18 protein-coding genes and 1 other RNA gene are annotated in these 17657 nt (G+C 46.0%); 8 read left to right on the top strand and 11 right to left on the bottom strand.

What is annotated here, in order from left to right; translation table 11 throughout:
* Positions 1-278: 278 nt before the first annotated feature.
* From QZ938_RS19105 to QZ938_RS19095, 3 genes are all read right to left on the bottom strand, one after another.
* On the bottom strand, positions 279-662 hold the full coding sequence (locus QZ938_RS19105; protein WP_293150138.1) for a hypothetical protein: 384 nt from the start codon (positions 660-662) through the stop codon (positions 279-281).
* A gap of 23 nt (positions 663-685) precedes the next feature.
* An RNA gene (gene ffs, locus QZ938_RS19100) (signal recognition particle sRNA small type) lies at positions 686-782 on the bottom strand.
* A gap of 23 nt (positions 783-805) precedes the next feature.
* A complete protein-coding gene (locus QZ938_RS19095) occupies positions 806-1072 on the bottom strand; it encodes a YciI family protein (RefSeq protein WP_293150140.1) in 267 nt (88 codons plus the stop codon).
* A 128-nt stretch (positions 1073-1200) separates the two neighbouring features.
* On the opposite strand from QZ938_RS19095, the gene QZ938_RS19090 reads away from it, so the two are divergent.
* Complete coding sequence (locus QZ938_RS19090) at positions 1201-1755, top strand: 2'-5' RNA ligase family protein (RefSeq protein ID WP_293352810.1); 555 nt, start codon at positions 1201-1203, stop codon at positions 1753-1755.
* 278 nt (positions 1756-2033) lie between these two features.
* On the opposite strand, the gene QZ938_RS19085 is transcribed toward QZ938_RS19090, so the two are convergent.
* The gene (locus tag QZ938_RS19085) at positions 2034-2720 is read right to left on the bottom strand and encodes a ComF family protein (protein WP_293150142.1); all 687 of its coding nucleotides are present in this window, start codon (positions 2718-2720) and stop codon (positions 2034-2036) included.
* A gap of 90 nt (positions 2721-2810) precedes the next feature.
* Between QZ938_RS19085 and QZ938_RS19080 the strand changes: the two genes are divergently transcribed.
* From QZ938_RS19080 to QZ938_RS19070, 3 genes are all read left to right on the top strand, one after another.
* Positions 2811-4058, top strand: coding sequence for a transposase (locus QZ938_RS19080; protein ID WP_293352740.1), 1248 nt, complete (start codon positions 2811-2813; stop codon positions 4056-4058).
* Between the two features lie 61 nt (positions 4059-4119).
* Positions 4120-6564 (top strand): putative PEP-binding protein, encoded by a 2445-nt coding sequence (locus QZ938_RS19075; RefSeq protein ID WP_293352742.1) that lies wholly within the window; start codon positions 4120-4122, stop codon positions 6562-6564.
* Between the two features lie 159 nt (positions 6565-6723).
* Positions 6724-7170, top strand: coding sequence for a hypothetical protein (locus QZ938_RS19070; RefSeq protein ID WP_293337952.1), 447 nt, complete (start codon positions 6724-6726; stop codon positions 7168-7170).
* A gap of 163 nt (positions 7171-7333) precedes the next feature.
* Here QZ938_RS19070 and QZ938_RS19065 read toward each other — a convergent pair whose 3' ends face one another.
* The 3 genes from QZ938_RS19065 to QZ938_RS19055 form a co-directional block, all read right to left on the bottom strand.
* Positions 7334-7507 carry a hypothetical protein gene (locus tag QZ938_RS19065; protein ID WP_293352744.1) on the bottom strand — a complete coding sequence of 58 codons (174 nt, stop codon included), beginning with the start codon at positions 7505-7507 and terminating at the stop codon, positions 7334-7336.
* Between the two features lie 40 nt (positions 7508-7547).
* Positions 7548-7835 (bottom strand): RNA-binding protein, encoded by a 288-nt coding sequence (locus QZ938_RS19060; RefSeq protein ID WP_293150152.1) that lies wholly within the window; start codon positions 7833-7835, stop codon positions 7548-7550.
* Positions 7836-8135: 300 nt separating this feature from the next.
* Positions 8136-8354 carry a hypothetical protein gene (locus QZ938_RS19055; protein ID WP_293150155.1) on the bottom strand — a complete coding sequence of 73 codons (219 nt, stop codon included), beginning with the start codon at positions 8352-8354 and terminating at the stop codon, positions 8136-8138.
* A gap of 14 nt (positions 8355-8368) precedes the next feature.
* On the opposite strand from QZ938_RS19055, the gene QZ938_RS19050 reads away from it, so the two are divergent.
* The 4 genes from QZ938_RS19050 (at position 8369) to egtD (ending at position 12216) form a co-directional block, all read left to right on the top strand.
* Entirely contained in the window at positions 8369-8509 is a 141-nt protein-coding gene (locus QZ938_RS19050) for a hypothetical protein (protein ID WP_293150157.1), read from the top strand.
* A 34-nt stretch (positions 8510-8543) separates the two neighbouring features.
* Positions 8544-9332 carry an ergothioneine biosynthesis protein EgtC gene (egtC, locus tag QZ938_RS19045; protein ID WP_293337954.1) on the top strand — a complete coding sequence of 263 codons (789 nt, stop codon included), beginning with the start codon at positions 8544-8546 and terminating at the stop codon, positions 9330-9332.
* On the top strand, positions 9304-10698 hold the full coding sequence (locus QZ938_RS19040) for an SUMF1/EgtB/PvdO family nonheme iron enzyme (RefSeq protein ID WP_293352746.1): 1395 nt from the start codon (positions 9304-9306) through the stop codon (positions 10696-10698). The genes egtC and QZ938_RS19040 overlap by 29 nt, the downstream gene beginning before the upstream one ends.
* 474 nt (positions 10699-11172) lie before the next feature.
* Positions 11173-12216: an L-histidine N(alpha)-methyltransferase gene (egtD, locus tag QZ938_RS19035; protein ID WP_293150163.1), complete on the top strand. Its 1044-nt coding sequence runs from the start codon at positions 11173-11175 to the stop codon at positions 12214-12216.
* Positions 12217-12503: 287 nt separating this feature from the next.
* On the opposite strand, the gene QZ938_RS19030 is transcribed toward egtD, so the two are convergent.
* The 4 genes from QZ938_RS19030 to QZ938_RS19015 form a co-directional block, all read right to left on the bottom strand.
* Entirely contained in the window at positions 12504-13115 is a 612-nt protein-coding gene (locus QZ938_RS19030) for a hypothetical protein (RefSeq protein WP_293352748.1), read from the bottom strand.
* A 407-nt stretch (positions 13116-13522) separates the two neighbouring features.
* On the bottom strand, positions 13523-13837 hold the full coding sequence (locus tag QZ938_RS19025) for an RNA-binding protein (protein ID WP_293150167.1): 315 nt from the start codon (positions 13835-13837) through the stop codon (positions 13523-13525).
* Positions 13838-14493: 656 nt separating this feature from the next.
* Entirely contained in the window at positions 14494-15342 is an 849-nt protein-coding gene (locus tag QZ938_RS19020) for a hypothetical protein (RefSeq protein ID WP_293150169.1), read from the bottom strand.
* 598 nt (positions 15343-15940) lie between these two features.
* A complete protein-coding gene (locus tag QZ938_RS19015; RefSeq protein ID WP_293352750.1) occupies positions 15941-17623 on the bottom strand; it encodes a tetratricopeptide repeat protein in 1683 nt (560 codons plus the stop codon).
* Between the last annotated feature and the right edge of the window lie 34 nt (positions 17624-17657).

The following is a 17657-nucleotide window of genomic DNA, read 5'->3' as shown; positions in this document are numbered from 1 at the left end:
GAAGTTGAGTCCGTATCCAATGTATTGGAATTCATCATACACGGTGGTTTTTTGTTGATTACATAGTATCAATGTCTACCGCTATCTTCAAGGAATTTACAAGAAATCGTTTACTATACGAAAGCAGCCTGCCTCCAGCGAAGCGATCGCACCTAATCTCAATTCTATTACCTATTGCGGTATATCCACCCACATCTGACAGAGAAGATATTCAAAAAGGGAACTCAAGATTATTATCCTGAGTTCCCTTCATGCTTTGCTGCGCGAGCTTTTTTCGCTTAATCGCGCTTGAGCCGCCGCAATTCGTCTTGTAAATTCTGTACCTGTTCGCGGAGCTTGTCTACGCCGCCGGTTTCTTTAGTTTCTTTTGTAGAAACTTCTTCTTCCTCAGAAACAATTTCAATCCGCCGAGGTTCAGCGGTTTTTTTGTCCCCAGCAGCTTCTACAGGTGGTTGCTGCTGCTGAGCTTGTTGCACCATATCATCAACAAAGCGACGAGCTTCTTCTGTTGACATCTCACCGCGCTTCACCAATTCATCTGCCAGCTTTTGGGCTTCAGTGCGTAATTCAGTTAACTTGCTGCCAGCTTTTTCACCAGCGTAGGAAGCTAGCCCGACACCAAGGTAAACTGCTTTTTGTAAAATATCTCCGAAACCAGGCATAGGAACTACACCTCATAAAACTGGGTGAACCGGAGACCACGCCTATTACAAGCATCCCGTGTTGCTGCTACCTTCCGGTCCTGACAAGATTTGGGCGTTGGAATCGCGTGGGGCCAGTTCATTTATGAGTATAGCACAGTTATTTATTCTTCAACCACACACCAGTGATAAATTTCATAAATAACGCAACCGTTCTTCACCAGAGGGTCTTCAGCGACGATCGCCTTTGCCTCATCCATCGAAGCCGCCTCAAACATCAACATACCGCCGCCCCGCCTCGCCCAGTAGCCAGTTTTCGCTCGGTGTCCTTTAGAAATCAAATCTCGGACATAAGCTCTGTGAGCTGGCACGTACTGGTCAAACACAGGCTTTTCGACAATTCCTTTCTCAATTTTGACAAACCAAGGCATATTAAATTTTAGATTATAGATTTTGGATTTTGGATTGTAGATTGGGAATGGGTGTTTTGGTGCGGGGCATTGAGGAAATACTCGATCGCCCGTACTCGGCCATTCCTTCCTTAATCCGATGCTATCCCATGCACCTGTCAAAACAAAGATTTTTTATAGCTTTACTGGCGCCGGACGATATTCAAGAGCAGATTACCGAGATTAAACTGTATTTTGCCGATCGCTACAACAGCCGTGGTGCCTTAAATTCGCCACCCCACATCACACTGCAACCTCCCTTTGAATGGCCTGCGGCGGATGTGGCGCAATTAGAGGAAAGTCTCAGGGCCTTTACTGCAAATCGGCTCCCAATTCCCGTTACGCTATCCGGTTTTGCCGCTTTCGCACCCCGCGTCATTTATGCGGATGTTGTCAAATCGCCCCAATTGCTGGAGATTCAAACAGATTTGATGAGTTATGTCGCGGCAAATTTAGGAATTGTCGATCGCATTTCTCAGACTCGCGCATTTGTACCGCACATGACTGTAGCATTTCGCGATTTAACTGAGGAGAATTTTCAAACGGCTTGGCTGGAATTCGCAGCGCGCGAACTCCACTTTGAGTTTACCGCTGCTGCGTTAACCTTACTGCTTCACGACGGCAGCCGCTGGAACATCAGCCAGCAATTTCCGCTTTCAGACTGAACTCTCTCTTCCTTCGCGGACTTCGCGTCTTCGCGGTTCGTTTTCCCAAAAAAACTTGTTTACGCAAGCGGGGGCGAGAAACCGGGTTTCTACGAGTTTTTGCATTTAGTGACGAGAAATATTCATAGAAACCCGGTTTCTGAGGTTGCAAGCGGGGGCGAGAAACTGGGTTTCTACGAGTTTTTGCATTTAGTGACGACAAATATTCAGAGAAACCCGGTTTCTGAGGTTGCAAGTGCATCCACTACAAACCTGTTTAAAATTGAAAGTAAAGTAGATTAGCGATCGCGCCGAGGGGGACTGGCAAGTGCCACAGTTCCATAAACCGCAATTCCCGACTCTTTCAATGTTTTAATTGCCGACTTGACAGTAGTACCGCTAGTGTAAATATCATCAACCAACAAAACTCGATCGCGCGGGAGACGGCGCCGAAAATCTTTCCCCAAAATTAAAGCATCTTTCATTTCCGCTTGCCGCTGCTGTGCTGTCAGAGCGAATAAAGCCTGAGTATTTTTCACCCGCTCCAAACCGTGCCGCTGCAAAGGCAAACCAGTCAGCTCGCAAAAACTTTCCGCCAAAAGTTCCGCCTGATTGAAACCCCGTTCCTTGACCTTTGATTTGTGCATGGGAATCGGTACAACTGTTAAATTGTCAATAGCTAATTCGGGAAAACTCAGCCAAGATTCTGCCAGCCAGCCGCCAAGAGGTTTCGCTAATTGTGGATTTCCTTCATATTTTAAAGCTGCGATCGCCCGTTTGAGAGTCCCGCCGTACTCCCCCCAAACAAAAACACGCTGTTCCGATCCCCAAAATCGACCCGGATCGGCTAACTGACAGTGCTGAAGTTGCTTGTGGCAGTACCCGCAAAACTCCTCGGCGGCCGGTCGCTGACAAAGAGCACAGTTAGACTTAAGAAATAGATTGAGAAAAGATTGGACTAATCCCGTCCATTTTCGCTGGTTCATCCTAAAATTGTGGTATTGTAAAACTTCATTGACTTTATAGCCATTAATAGCCATGTATACTATAATATAGTCAAAAATGAGGGCAAAACAATGCAGCTCGTTTCCAAGCACATTATCGATCGAAACCACTGGCTATACAAGCAGCTAGATAATTTGTGCTTTCTTTCTAAGAATCTTTTCAACTACGCTAACTACCTAATTCGACAAAAATTTATTACCTCGGGAGAATACCTAGATTATTATAAAATACAGAAAATATGTCAGGGAAAGACTGACTATCTAGCATTACCAGCCAAAGTATCTCAGCAAGTATTGTTGAGATTACATGAAAGCTGGAAATCATTTTTTGCAGCTAGCAAGGAATATAACCTCCATCCAGATAAATTCAAAGCCCGACCCAAAATACCCAGATACAAACACAAAACATTAGGCAGAAATGTCCTGACTTACACCGCTCAAGCCATCAGTCAAGAATGGCTCAAAAAAGGAATAATCAATTTCTCGAAAACCCAGATATTTCTAACTACTAAAGTTCGGGTTATAAATCAAGTCAGAATTGTTCCGAAAACTTACCATTACTCGATGGAGGTAGTTTATGAATCCAAGGCTGTAACTGGCTTATCATCAGATGTTGAAGGGATAGCAGGAATTGATATTGGTCTGAATAACTTAGCGACTATTACATCCAATCAAAAAGGGTTCGGGCCGCTGATAATAAATGGTAAACCTCTCAAATCAATCAATGCCTACTATCACAAAAAAAAGGCACAGTTGCAGTCATACTTGAAAAAAGAGAGACAAACATCAATCAAAATTGAACAATTAACTCACAAGCGTAATGTAAAAGTAGATAATTACCTGCATAACGCTAGTAGATTTATCGTCAATCATCTGGCAGCTAACCGAATCGGGACACTGGTGATTGGTAAAAATGATAACTGGAAACAGGGAATAAATCTCGGCAAGCGGAACAATCAGAACTTCGTAGCAATACCTCATGCAAGATTTATTCAAATCCTAACTTATAAAGCGCAGTTAGCAGGAATCGTTGTGAAGGTTATTGAAGAAAGTTACACTTCTAAGTGTTCTTTTTTAGATAATGAAGCTTGTGTCAAGCATTCAGAGTACAAAGGTAAGCGAATTAAGCGAGGTTTGTTTCGTGCTGGTGATGGCAGACCGATCAATGCGGATGTGAATGGCAGCGCTAACATTGTCAAAAAAGCATTTCCCAACGCTTTTGCCGAGGGAATACAGGGCGTAGTAGTACGTCCAGTAAGGGTCACACCTTACAAAATGGTTGTCCGAGGCAAGTGTAATATTTGTCTAGAAAACCTGTAACTATGTGATTAATTGGAAAAACTATCAAAATTAAATCAGTTTCCAAGGACAGGCTCCCAGCGTGACAAACCTCTACTGGCTAGACAAAATTCAACCTTCAGACCGAGATGCAGTGGGAGAAAAAGCATTTTACTTGAGCTGTTTGCTCGCCCAAAATCACCCCGCTGTACCGGGTTTTGTCGTGCCGGCTACAACATTTTCGCAGTTTTTAGAGTCGATCGACTGGCTAGAACCGCTGTTGGCTGACTGGCCCCACTCTTCGCTACACTTGAATGTCGATGAACCCAGACAACTGCAATCGATTGCTCGCAGCATCCGCCACCAAATCCTCAGCGCCAAACTGCCAGATGCACTGCTCTCCACCCTAGAGTCTGCTGTTGGCGCTCTCAACTCCCAAGCCTTAATTTTTCGCCCTTCCCTGACTTCCTGGAACCCGAAAACAGCCGGAATCCTGGAATCTCACGCAGTACGTGCCGAACCACAAGCCATTGAAGCCGGACTCAAACGCGCTTGGGCAGAAGCGTTCAGAGCCAGAAGTCTATTTTACTGGCAGCGGTGCGGCATGAAGATACAGCAAATAAATCCCGTAGTTTTGGTGCAGCCAATCTTCCCAACCATCGCCGCGGGCGAGGTAAAAACTAACAGCGGTGCAGCCTGGGAAATCCAAGCCACCAGCGGTTTGGGACTGTCCCTCGCTCGGGGAGAAACCATCCCCGATTACTATCAAGTGCAGCCCGAAACAGGGGCTGTTAACTTCCAGCGGCTCGGTTACAAAACATTAGCATACAATCTCAAAACCGGGGAGGGGAAGCCGAAAAAAAAACCGCTGCTCGGGAATTGGGAAAGCCGAAAAATCACCAATTCTACATTGTTAATTCCCGATTTTGCTGGCAGTTGCGTGGAACTTTTGACGCTGGGAGAGAAAGGGCAAAGTGAATACGTTTTAGAGGAATCGCAATTGCAAAAACTCATTGAATTGAGCCAAAAAGTAATCGCCGAATTTGACTGTAATGTAATCTTGGAGTGGACGCTAAACCATACAGCAAACAGTAGCGAACCGCAGTTTTATTTTACTCAACTTCGTCTTTTGCCACGGGAACAAGTGGCGCCCTCCCTGGAAAAAGCGATCGCCCAAATCCGAACTCCTGCTATCCTCAAAGGTTTGGGCGCCGCCTCAGGAAAAGCCGAAGCAATTGCCCAAGTTATGACTAATTCCCACCCAGAAAACGCCGACTTCTTAGCCGGAGGCATTTTGGTAGCCCGCACAATCGATCCGAATTGGCTGCCTTGGTTGAAAGTTGCTGCTGGGATAGTTGCCGAACAAGGAGGCATGACAGGCCACGGCGCCATTTTAGCGAGAGAATTGGGAATTCCTGCGGTTGTGGGAGTTGTGGGGGCGACTCGGGCAATCGCCTCGGGCGATGTGGTGTTGGTAGATGGCGATAGCGGAGAAGTTTTTGCCCTCGCCCCGCATCCGGCGATCGACACAGCAGACAGCAACCCCCTTCAGGAAACGCCAAACAATGCGGATAATTACAGTACAGCAGCAAAAATGTCAATAGCCAATTATCAATCTTCAACATCAGAGCGATCGTCCAATCCCGCATCTAAACCTCGACGGGCAGAATCTCTCGAATCAGTTTGGGGCGCGCCAACGGCAACTCAACTGCTGGTTAATGTCAGCCAAACAAGTTCGATCGATCGCCTCAGAAATCTGCCCATCGACGGCATCGGATTATTGCGCTCCGAATTAATGGCATTGGAAGCTTTGGACTGTCAAAACCCCAAAATTTGGCTGCAAGATGGTCGCCAATCGGAATTTGTCGATCGCATGGCAGATTGCCTCAGCTTATTTGCCGCTGCGGTAGCACCGCGACCAATATTTTATCGATCTCTCGACTTGCGCGAGTCAGGAGCCGACGGCAGTTTCGGCGATACCTTTGAACCGGAGTTATTTGATTGGGAGTTGTCCGTACTTCAAAAAGTCTGCGAGTCAGGTCATACAAATGTCAATTTAATTTTGCCTTTCATGCGCTCTGTAGACGAGTTTGTCTACTGCCGCCAGCGCTTAGAAACTATTTTGAAAAATCGACCAGACCAGTTTCAAATGTGGATTATGGCGGAAGTTCCTTCGGTATTATTTTTATTGCCAGATTACGTAAAAGCAGGAGTTCAAGGAATTTCCATCGGCACCAACGATTTAACTCAGTTTCTGTTAGGAATTCACCGCAAGTCCCAAAAGATAGGATCTGGTTTCAACGGACGCGATCGAGCAGTGATGAGGGCGATCGAGCAATTAATCCGACAAGCCAGGGCTGCGGGAATTCCTTGTTCTATCTGCGGCGATGCTCCAGCTTTGTATCCCGAGATAGTTGAATCCTTGGTGCGGTGGGGGATTTCGTCTATTTCGGTGAATGTCGATACTACAGAACAGACTTACAGGGCGATCGCCCGCGCCGAACAGCGCCTGTTGCTAGATGCCGCACGGGCGATCGTTAAAAATTAACCATTATTACAAAAATCTAGTTTTTGCATAAATATATCGCGCTTCCTCACTGAGTTTTTCTGCGATCGCGCCTTAAGAAACCTCAGCGATCATTTAAAAACATCCGATTTTCAAGCTATGATAGAAATATTACCCACACTTTAACTGGAGGTAGAAACAGTGAAATCAAAAATTATTGCAACCGCAGCAATACTTGCGGCCCTCGGCTGTCTGCATCCCCATCCAGCATTATCTCAACCCGCAACTGACGGCGGGACAAAACCAGGATTCTGGCAACCTCAAGCACAGGTTGACAATACTCGCAACATTACCCTAAGACTGTTAAATGAAACCGGATTAAACCTAGAATACGGTCAATCAGGTGTCGGCTTGTCATCCTTGCCAGTTGGAGCTAGCAAAAACATCCTGGTTCGCATCAGCAACCGCACCGGAGACATTGCCAATATTCCGATTAATGTCAAAGGAGGAACCACAACTTTGAAATACGACTATAACGTTGATGCCAAGGAAAACATTGTGACGGTTCGCATCAGCACATCAGACGGCCGCACTAGGCAAGATCGGTCAGTTTATATTGATGAAAAAGGGCGAATTTACTCTTTCTAAGACTGACGCTAATCAACCCGGTTTCTGCTGATAAATCTTGCTTAGACCAGCTAGGTGTCCGTTCAACAGTTGACAGTTGACAGTTGACAGTTGACAGTTGACAGCAACATCTACTTGAAAGTCCGAGGATTGGAGTAATGAATCGTCTTTTTTTAATTTATCCCTAAAACTCAGAGGCTTTCAACCAATTATTTCTGGTAAGAAATCGGGTTTTACGCCTCCGGTGCGTAAATTCTGTCTGGAAAAAGTCCATGTTTTTTTTATGCAGCGGATTTGACATCGCATCTCCCAAATCAACTGATGCTAGCAATTCGGCGCTACTTGCACGCTGGCCCATCAGGTGAGTTCCGAGAGGATGTCAACCGCCGCATCGCGAACTAATATCCGCTGTTCCTGTTCATACCTCCGCCTCGATTGCCCTCTTCTTTCGGTTTAGCTTTGTTCACTCGCAAGGGACGCCCCATCCACTCTGCACCGTCTAATTCGGTAATTGCAGCGTCTTCTTGGGCATCTTCCATCATCTCGACAAATGCAAAGCCGCGCATCCGACCGGTTTCCCTGTCGGTAGGTAAGACAACTCGCTTGACTGTGCCGTACTCTGCAAATACTGATTTCAGGTCTTCTTCGGTGGCGCGGTAGGACAAATTTCCAATATAGATAGTCATGTCGATCGAACTAAACTTGTTGTGTTATATATAATAACCTGTTCATTTGACTCTCAAGTGCCATCAAGCTTAAAACTGACCAGAAAGAATTGGTTGAAATCCCCAAGCTTTTTCGGGAGAAATTAAAATCAGACTATTCATTACTCCAATACTCGGACTGACCGGGAGAGGTCGCTCTCTGGGGGTCAACTGTCAACTGTCAACTGTCAACTGTCAACTGTTGAAGGATCGCCTTTGAACTAAAAGGGTTTGCCGCACCGACAAACCCTTTCTACTGACTGCAATAGTTAGTCCTTTTGCTTAGTCGATCGAGATCGACTGAGGCCCGGTGCTTTTAGCATTGGTGGCTTCGGCTGCGGGAGGAGTGTAGGAAGTTGAACCGGCTTGCTCATCGATCCAGCTTCTAACGGGATCTTCGTGAAGGTTGAGTCGAAGCAGGCCAGAAAAAAATCCGCCCGCAAAGGCTATAGGCTGTTGGATCAATTCTTTGACCACTGGGATGAGTTCGTCGAGGAACATTCAAGAGTCTCCTTGTGCTGCTGGGGTTCTATCTTTACTGTACCGTTTGTACGGAGATGCTGGCAGCAGACTGCAAAAAAAGGGCGATCGAGCCTGTTAAAGATGGGCAAGCTCATGCTGCAAAAAACGCTTGCCGGAAAATTGTCGGCAAATGATTTACAATGCTAATCTGTTTGTTTACAAAATTTTATGTGCCGTTTGCTTGGCTACCTCGGCGAGCCGATTTTACTCGATTCTATTCTGTACAAGCCGGAACATTCGCTAATTGTGCAGAGTTACCAGCCCCGCGAAATGACTTCGGGCTTGCTCAATGCTGACGGTTTTGGTATCGGTTGGTATCACCCGCACCTCGATACCGATCCGTTTACTTATAAAAATGTACAGCCAATTTGGAACGACATCAATCTGCCGAGTATCAGCCGATATGTTGAATCCGGCTGTGCGATCGCCTATGTTCGCAGTGCAACTTCAGGACAAGCTATAGATTTGAGCAACTGTCAGCCGTTTCAACACGATCGCCTGTTGTTCGTACACAACGGCTTTGTGCAGAATTTTCGCAAAAGTCTTTACAGACCAATTCGCGATCGGCTCAACGATACCGTTTATCAATCAATTAACGGTACTACAGATTCAGAGCACATCTTCGGCTTATTTGTCAATGAATTAACAGCCGGCAACCTGAGCCTAGAAGCTGCTTTGCAAAACTGCCTGAAAACTTTGGCTGAACTAGCAAACGCTCACCAAGTTGAATTTTCAGCAAATATTATTATCAGCGACGGACAGCAGCTCGTTGCATCTCGTTTTGCTTTCCCAAAAGTCCCTCCTTCCCTGTATTGGCTGCGGGACGATTTAAATTTCCCCAATTCTGTCATCATTGCTTCTGAGCCTTTATTTGGTGGCAATTGGCACGAGTGTCCAGTCCAGAGCACGATCAGTACGGGAGTAGACGGTGAGATCGAAATCAATCCAATCTTGTAGAGAGGCAATTTATCAGGATTTGCAGCAGTGTCGCCGCGGCACTTTTCAACTATTTGCAGACATCGATTACAATACTTTCTGCCGTCAAGCCCATCCAGATTTTAGTCCGGTTGGTTGGCATTTAGGTCACATTGCTTATACTGAGGATTTGTGGCTGTTGCAAAAATGTGGTGGGTTCAAGCCAGTTTTTCCTGAGTATCACCAACTGTTTGCTGCGGATATTTTGCCGAAAAAACAACGGGTTTTTTTGCCAACTTTTCCAGAAGTTGAATTATATCTGGATGCGGTTAGAAAAAAGGTGTTAGATTATTTGGAAATAGCGCCGATCGCACAACAGGAACGTCTCTGGCGGTTTATTATTCAGCACGAAAGTCAGCACTGCGAAACTGTTGCTTTTGTGTTGCAAATGCAGGAGAAGGAAGAAGGAAGTTCGGCAACGAGCAATGTGCGGGATGTAGCGGATAGAAGGCATCAGGAAGAAGGAAGTTCGGCAACGAGCAATGTGCGGGATGTAATTGATAGAAGAAATCTGGAAAAACAAGGATTAATTACCAATTACCAATTACCAATTCCCAATTACCAATTCACGATTCCCGATGCCCCATTACCGATCGCCAATTTAGAGATTGAGATTCCCGGCGGGGAATTTTATATGGGAAGCGATGCTGCTGAAACTTTGGATAACGAGCGATCGCGCCATCTGTGCGATCTAGAAGCATACGCGATCGATCGCTATCCGGTCACTTGCGGTCAATACCGAGATTTTATGACATCCGGCGGCTATCAGAACCGCGATTGGTGGTCTGCTCAGGGCTGGGAATGGCAAAAAGTTCATTTAGTCGATCGCCCGCTTTACTGGTCAGAAAACCCTGCTTTCAACAACCATCCAGTTTGCGGCGTCAGTTGGTACGAAGCCGAAGCTTACTGCAACTTCGTCGGGAAGCGTTTACCATCGGAAGCCGAATGGGAAAAAGCAGCAAGTTGGGATCCCACAACTGAGACAAAACTTACCTATCCTTGGGGAGAAGCACGGCCAAATGCCAGCCTGTGCAATCACGGCAATCATCTTGCCAATACCTCCCCCGTTGATGCTTTTCCAACGGGAGCAAGTCCAGCAGGCTGTTGTGATATGTTGGGCAATGTCTGGGAGTGGACAGCTTCAACCTTTGACGCCTATCCAGGATTTGAAAGTTATCCTTATCGGGGATACTCTGAACTCTATTTTGATGGAGAACACCGGGTTTTGAAAGGCGGGAGTTGGGCAACTTTTCCTCAGGCAATGCGATCGACTTTTCGGAATTGGTACTATCCGGGCGTGCGGCAAATTATCGCGGGTTTTCGCTGCGCTATAACTACGATCGCATAGGTTCGTAGTGAGGAATGCGAGTCCTCTAATTTTATGCGGACTGAAGTCCTCACTACGAACCGTTCAACAGTTGACAGTTGACAGTTGACAGTTGACAGTTTGAAAGCGACCTCTACCTAAAAAGAAGAGGATTGGAGTAATGAATAGTCTGATTTTAATTTCTCCCTCAAAGGAAGAGGCTTTTAATCAATTCTTTTTGGTAAAATTTATTTTTTAAAACATAAATAGTTAATTTTAGACAATATTTGCTTGTCAAACACCAAAACTTTTTCCACTTAAAAATAGTAGATTAAAAAATGTTTGTTAATGATTTAATAATTTAGGTTGATATTTGTTGAATTTTAATTTGTGGACGCGACTCGCCATCGGGTGAGAAAATACAGAACAGAGAGCGGCTTAAAAAATCTAGCTGGAGTGCGATCTTCAGTAACGCGACTGTGTGCTATACCCATTTGTGCATCCTAATTTTACTTTATGAAATCCTCAAGACTTTCCGACAAGACAAACCCAGCGTCAACCAAAGAAAACCGGCTGTACTTAGAGCGGCTGGTGAGCGCTGTGGCACCGACACCCGCAGAAATCAACGCTGGCAGCGATGCAATTACCGGGTTGACTCAAAACCCCAAAACCCTGCCTCCCAAGTATTTCTACGACGATCGCGGCTCGAACCTCTTCGAGTTGATTTGTCAGTTGCCGGAATACTACTTAACGCGCACTGAGACGGCAATTTTGCAAGAGTGTGCAGGGGCGATCGCCCATTTGACGGGCCCGTGCGAAATCGTCGAACTTGGCAGCGGCAGTTCCACGAAAACCCGGATTCTCCTTGATGCTTACAGCAAATTGGAATATCCGCTGCACTATTTGCCGATCGACATCAGCCCTACTATCCTAGAAAGCAGCGCTTGTCAACTGTTAGCAGATTATCCATCGCTCCAAATTCACGGACTTGTCAGCACTTACGAATTAGCCTTAGCTAAAATTGCCCCGTCGCCATTGCCAACCCGAATGATTTGCTTTCTAGGCAGCACCCTCGGCAATCTAAACCATCAAGAATGCGATGTATTCTTCTCGCAAGTTGTCGGTGCATTGCAGCCGGGAGAGTATTTTTTGCTGGGAATTGACTTAGACAAATCTAAGGATATTTTAGAGCCGGCCTACGATGACAGTCAAGGAGTGACCGCAGCATTTAACTTGAATATGCTGCGACATTTAAATCGGAAGTATCAGGGAAATTTTGATTTAGCGCAGTTCGAGCATTGGGCTTTTTACAATCAAGAACAATGTCAAATTGAAATGCACTTGAAAAGTAAGAAAGCGCAAACAGTGAACTTGCGCGCGCTCGATTTAACGGTTGAATTTGCCGCCGGAGAAACTATCCGCAGCGAAATTTCGCGCAAGTTTAATCTCAATACTGTCAAGGCAGATCTTTCGCAGCGCGGTTTAAAGCCGGTGCAAGTTTGGACAGACCCAAATCAGTGGTTTGGCTTGATGCTTTGTCAGTTGACAGTTGACAGTTGACAGTTGGCAGTTGGCAGTTGGCAGTTGACAGTTGACTGTTTTGATAGTTGTTATTTGTTATTTGTTATTTGTTATTTTTGAATATCTCCAAATAATCAGTAACTAATGACTAATGACTACTAATATCATGTCCGGTCGATTACCATAACAAAAAACGGTTCGTAGTGCGGACTTCAGTCCGCAATATGCTACGGACTGAAGTCCGCACTACGAACGGATATTATCGCGCTCGATCGGACATAATATAACTACTGACTAATGACTAATAACTAATGACTAATAACTAATTAACAAATCGGCCGCTGTCCGGGTTTTACGGCGTGAATGTACTCGCTGCCGGATGTCGGCCATCCCCGCTTGTAATAGGCTTCCTCGGGCTTCCCCCAGCCCAACTGCAACAAAATTTCGAGAAAATCCAACTTTTCCCACTTCGAGAGACTCGCCCATTCTGTACGCTGGGCTAGAGCTTCTACGTCGATCGGCTCGATCGCTCGAAAATCCTTCCCACTATTAATACTCAAATACAAATCCATGCCCGCAGTTACCCGCTCCCAGAATTCCAAAATCGCAGTCTTAGCAGCCTTCAGCGTCATCAAATCAACTGGTAGAGCGATTAATTCGTCATCCACTGCCGGGTAGCGTAGAGTATTGCCTTTAACCGTCATTTCCCGCCAGACAATCCCAGAAACTTGATGTTCCCGCTGGTATTCGTGCACGGCTGCCTTAAAATTTTGATAAGCAGTGAACTTTTGAACGCCCTCAGATTTGAGAAAGCGATCGATCACGGGGTTTCCTGTAGCAGGAGTTTCAGTCAAATTGAGGCGCCGCCCGTGCAAGCAGGCTTGGCGCTCTTGAGCGAGGATTTTAATGAGTTCCGCCGTGCTGTAGATCTTGGGCATCTTTAATTCAGGCAAAATCTATTGATTTGCGGGTCTGGCTGGTTCGATCTGCTAATTTTCAGTAAAGATTATTTGTTTTTTTGAGCAATATCACTTTTGCAGTTATTGTAACTTTTCTGTGTAGTTAATTCTAGTTTGATAGTTTACACGAGTTGGGCCCATAAATCCCGAAAGCTTTTTGAAAAAAGCAGTTAATCGCGATACAGAATTGCGATTTAAGCTGTCCGCTGCGCGGCGGGCGTACCTCGTGGAATTTTTCGCGAACAACAAAGCCCCCTCACTCGAAGGAGGGGGCTAAACTGAGTTAAAGATTTGGCAGTTGTATTTAGCGAGTCCAACAACCCGAAAAAAAAGCAGCATTCGCGCTTGCTGTCAACTACCAAAACTCAAATTTTTAGTTTCCAAGCTTAGTAGCGTCGTGAAGAGCGATTGTTGTCGCCCCAGCCGCCGCCGCCACCCGAGGAGCGTTTGTTGTTGTTTTCCCGAGGTTTGGCTTTGTTGACTTTCAAGTCACGGCCCATCCACTCAGCACCGTCGAGGGCTGCAATGGCTGCTGCTTCTTCTGCTTCGCTGGCCATTTCGACAAAAGCAAAACCCCGCATTCTGCCTGTTTCCCGATCCACTGGCACTTGGACGCGGCTTACAGTACCGTACTCGGCAAATACTTCGTTGAGGTCGTCTGATGTGACCTCATAAGAAAGATTACCCACGTAAATCGACATAAAATCTCCAGAATCTAATTAGGGTGCAGAGACTTAGATTCGGAGAGACGCTTGTAAATAAACACCAACAAACTACGCAACCGAATTTAATTCTTGAAAAACTACTATAACATGAAGCCAGCAGAATCAGCAATTGCCTGTCTTAATTTTCAATTTAGGGTGCCGTCGGGCAATCTCCCACGGAAAGTATTCTTGATAACTGACATATTGCACTGTTAGCCTCATCACCTTGGTTTTTTGCTGTGCGATCGAGCTGAGGGCTGATTTTTTTGATTGCTGTTAGCAGGTGGATGTTGACAGTTGACAGTTGACAGTTGACAGTTGACAGTTGATTAGACTTCTTGCCTCAGTCCTTTTAATCAAATTTTGGGAAGCTGCTCAAAGCAATCTCACAATTAAAAAAAATTGTGGGATGTTGCTCTCAGCAGCGTCCAGTTGACAGTTGACAGTTGACAGTTGACAGTTGACAGTTGATTAGACTTCTTGCCTCAGTCCTTTTAATCAAATTTTGGGAAGCTGCTCAAAGCAATCTCACAATTTAAAGAAAATTGTGGGATGTTGCTCTCAGAAGCATCATAAGTATTTTGAAAAGAAGTCTATTTCATGTGTTAGATGAATTTCTAATCTCCGATCTCCAGTCTCGGATCGCATCGGATTTAGCGCCCTGTAATGGCGACCCAAAAATAATTCTCAAAAGAGTTCTTAGGAATATCTACGCGAATTTTTCTGCCCCAAGTATAAACATCAAAACTAACGCGAGATCGATCGCCCTTTCGGGCACTTCCCTCATCAATTGCGACATTTCCCAACAGCGCCACCCAGTGACTCGGATAAGGAATCAGCGGCGGTTTGTTTTGCAGCATTCCCTCAGCAGTAATCAAAGCAAAAGCAAATCCCCCAGCTTTTATCGCCTCGTCGGCGGCCCGCAGCGCTGGAATATCGCCGCTGAAATAAGCGTAGTGAGATTTTACATCCGGGCTTCCCAAAATTTCTCGCGCCCACCCAGCCATTTCCCAAGATTTGGTCATCCCGCTGATGTTGCGGACAATTTCTGGGGCGTTGGCTTCGATGGGAAATATCAAATTTTCTGATTCGCGCAACGCCGATAAAACCATCCAGTCTGCTTGGGGCATCCGCAAATTGCCTTTGCTTTGCCGCAGCGTCATTGAGGGAGAAATCGATCGCATGGATTGAGTGCGAAAACTGCCGGTTTCCCAAAGACGGCGGCAGATTTCGACGTAGCGGAGGGGGCTGCGCGTCAAGAGTGTAAAGGTGACGGCTGCGGGGCCGCAAAAAGGCTGTCCGCCTTGATTTATTTGAAACGGATCGTGGATGCGCGATCGCATTTCGGCGATAATTTGACTTTTGTTGAGAGCCGGCCAAAAGCTGAGCAGGTTCGAGCGTTCAAATTCGGAAATTGCCTCATCTGCTTGCTGTAGCGAATTTTGGTTTGACAGTTGGGAAGTGGAACTCGCAATTGCGATCGAGTTGTCTGATTGTGTCATTTTTAGGATAAGTCGGAGCTGTTAATATTTGCCTATATTTGATTGCTTGTGCGATCGCGATCGATCGGGATCGATAAAGGGAGCATCTCAAATGAATGCAAAAAAGTAATTTCTTTACAGTGCGAGCACTTCAAGAGCTCGCGAGTGTTGGATAGATCGCGAGCTCTTAGGCTCGCACTATAAAATTAAAACTGAGATGCTCCGTTGATAAATATTATTTTAGGGTTTAATTAGATTTTTTTGTAGGCCACTGAGAAGCCAGAGTAAGAGAGAAGAAGAGATATCTCGGTAAGTTTTTCCTTATTCCTTCTTCCTTACTTCTTTCGGTAAACTGTCAACTGTCAACGGGAGCATCTGTGTTTTGTATTTATAGTGCGAGCGTCCCCGCTCGCGTATTGTACAATACGCGAGCGGGGACGCTCGCACTCAAAGAAAAAATGCTTTTTACAAATCATAGATATAGCCTTTCTCAAAAAGATGAGGTATAACTGACAGCTTACATAACTTCCCAGACCAAAAGGGCTGAAGCCCAACAACGTACCTCATCTTTCTGAGAACCGCTATATGCTCCCCTACAAACTGTCAACCGTCAACTGTCTTACCATTTTCCTGACATTGCATCTTTGAGTCTCAATTCTTCTCGACTGACTAGAGCTTCGTAGTAATCTGGTTTGATTTCTAGGGCGACTCCGTAGGAACTAATTGCATCTTGAGTCCGCTGCAATTTTTGCAAAACGTCGCCGCGCTGCGCCCAAGCTTCCCAGTTGTGGGGCTTGAGTTGAATCACTCGATCGAAAGCGACAAGTGATTCGGAATAGCGCTGCATTTTCCCCAGCACCAGGCCTCGCTGCACCCAGCCTTGATAGCTGTCGGGCCAGATAGTAATTGCTCGATCGTATGATGCTAGACTTTGTTCGTATTGTTCCAAATTTGACAGGGCGTTGCCACGTTTCAACCAAGCTTCAAAATTGTCTGGCACGTTTTGAATGACGCGGTTGTAAGCTGCGACGGCTTCTTCGTAACGCTGCAATTTTTCCAGGGCTGCGCCTTGCTGCAATCCTACTTTTGATGTAACGTCTGTTTCAGAACTTAGAGAGATTACTTTATCAAAACAGGCGATCGCTTCTTCGTATTGCTCTAATTTTTCTAGGGCTTCGCCTCGCAAATTCCAAGCTTCTAGAAAATTTCCTTCAATTTGGAGGGCATTGCTGTAAGCGATAATCGCATCTTTGTAGCGTTCCAATTCTGCTAGGGCCATACCTCTGCCCAGCCAAGCTTCGGGGAAATTCGGATTAATTTGAATCGCTCGATCGAAAGCATCGATCGCACCTTCATAATCTCTTGATTCTGACAGTGTTTGACCGCGTCCGATCCATGCTTCGGGATAAGCGGGATTCATTTGAATTGCCCGATCGAAACAAGCAATTGCCCCATCGCGCCACTGGTGTTTCAGGGCCATTCCTTTGTACAGCCAAGCTTCCGAGTCGTTGGGTTGGAGTAGCAAGACGCGATCGTAAGCTGTGACTGCTTCTCCATATTTGTGCAATTTTGCCGAAGCAATGCCCCGATTGAACCAAGCCAAAGTGTTTTGTGGTTGCAGTTGAATGGCGCGATCGTAAGAAGTTACAGCTTCAGCGTAGCGTTCTGCCTTCATCAAAGCCAAACCTCGGTTCAGCCAAGCTTCCCAGTTAGTTGGGACGAGTTTGAGAGCGCGCTCGTAGGCCGCTACAGCCTCAGCGTAGCGCGAGGCTTGCAGCAATACGCTGCCTTGCCTGCACCACATCGCGGGCAAATTTGGATGAAGTTGGGTTGCTTTTTTGTAACAGGTTGCTGCTTTGTCCCACTCCTGCATTTCTTCTAAAACTCTGCCCTGCTGATACCAAGCTTCGTGCTTTTCTGGATTGATTTCAATTGCTTTGTCAAAAGTCGCGATCGCCTCGGAGTAATTTTGCAAACTGAACAATGCTGTCCCGCGCAGCATCCAGGCCCAATATTCCTCGGGATTAATGGCGATCGCTCGATCGCAACAGGCTACGGATTCTGCCCAAGAGGACAGTTGCTTGTAAGCTTTGCCCAGATTCAGCCACGCGCGGGCCCAATCCGGCTTAATTTGCACCGCTTTTCCGTAGCAAATGATTGCCGCTTCGTACCTTCCCGATGCGTAGTGTCTGTTGCCCCGATCGTAATCTGGAAATGCTGCAAAAATTCTTAAAATCGGGGGCAGCAGAGCTGGTTGGGGGTTTGAGGAGTTTTCCGTGGTAGAAGTCGAAAGGTCTGGCATACGCCTTGCACGTAAAAAAGTTAGTGGGATAACA

The organism is Microcoleus sp. CAWBG27 (assembly GCF_020883145.1).
Taxonomy (GTDB): domain Bacteria; phylum Cyanobacteriota; class Cyanobacteriia; order Cyanobacteriales; family Microcoleaceae; genus Microcoleus.
This window is presented reverse-complemented; position numbering and strand designations above follow the sequence as displayed.